The organism is Microbacterium sp. BF1, from assembly GCF_019279095.1.
Taxonomy (GTDB): domain Bacteria; phylum Actinomycetota; class Actinomycetes; order Actinomycetales; family Microbacteriaceae; genus Microbacterium; species Microbacterium maritypicum.
Window position 1 is genome coordinate 1 of the sequence record NZ_JAGYWT010000654.1, and the last position, 1,142, is coordinate 1,142.

Consider the following 1,142-nt stretch of genomic DNA (forward strand, 5'->3'; position numbering starts at 1 on the left):
GAGCGAGACCGTGGCCCCGAAGGCGATGCCGCCGAGCACCTGCCCGAACGACAGCACCAGCACGGTGCGCCGCTGGACCGCCATCTGCTGCGCCGCCGTCAGGGCGACATCGGTCATGACGCGGGAACGGCGTCGCGCGCGGTGTTGCGCAGAATGCCCAATCCCGAGATCTCGACCTCGACGACGTCACCGGCCGCGAACGTGCCGACACCGGCCGGGGTGCCGGTCATGATGACATCGCCGGGGAGCAGGGTGAACACGGCCGAGGCGTACTCGATGATCGCCGGTACCGAGTGGATCATGTCGGTGAGCGGGGCATGCTGGCGCACCTCGCCGTTCACGCGCGTCTCGATCGTCGCGTTCGCCGGGTCGAAGTCGGTCTCGATAACCGGTCCCAGCGGGCAGAACGTGTCGAAGCCCTTCGCGCGCGACCACTGACCATCCTTGCGCTGGAGGTCGCGAGCGGTCACGTCGTTGCCGATCGTGTAGCCGAGCACGTAATCGAGCGCATTCTCGGCCTTGACGTTCTTCGCGATCTTGCCGATCACGACGACCAGTTCGCCCTCGTACTCGGTGCGCTCGGAGAGCGTCGGCCGCACGATCGCGTCTCCGGGGCCGATCACCGCGGTGTTCGGCTTGAGGAACAGCAGGGGCTCCTCAGGGGCCTCTCCCCCCATCTCGGCGGCATGATCGTGATAGTTCTTGCCGACGCAGACGACCTTCGACCGCGGGATCACCGGGGCGAGCAGGGCGGCATCCGCGAGCGGCACCCGAGCGCCGGTGGTCTCGTACCCGGTGAACATCGGGTCGCCTGCGAGCACCACGAGCTCGCGCTCGTCGATGATCCCGTACATGATGGCTTCGTCGTGGCTGAACCGGGCGATCTTCATGGGATCCAGCCTACCGAGCGCGCCCGGCGGTCGCCGAGACCCCCGGCACGCGACGAGACCCACCCTCCCGGAAGAAACACAGAGTGGGTCTCGGCGGGGAACGTGGGTCTCGGCAACTGGAAACTCAGGCGTCGAGGCGCAGCAGCCAGCCGTGCTTGTCCTCACGGCGGCCGTATTGGATGTCGGTGAGCTCCTCGCGCAGCGAGAGCGCGAGCTCGCCCAGCGGCTGCGGCTCGTCGAACCCGTCGCCCA

Annotated in this window: 1 protein-coding gene and 1 pseudogene; both read right to left on the bottom strand. The window is 68.1% G+C overall.

The features are described 5' to 3' along the window. Positions 1-113: 113 nt before the first annotated feature. A complete protein-coding gene (locus tag KZA10_RS15760; RefSeq protein ID WP_017830796.1) occupies positions 114-890 on the bottom strand; it encodes a fumarylacetoacetate hydrolase family protein in 777 nt (258 codons plus the stop codon). Between the two features lie 124 nt (positions 891-1,014). Beyond that, positions 1,015-1,142, bottom strand: a pseudogene (locus tag KZA10_RS18370) (branched chain amino acid aminotransferase); the annotation flags it as partial.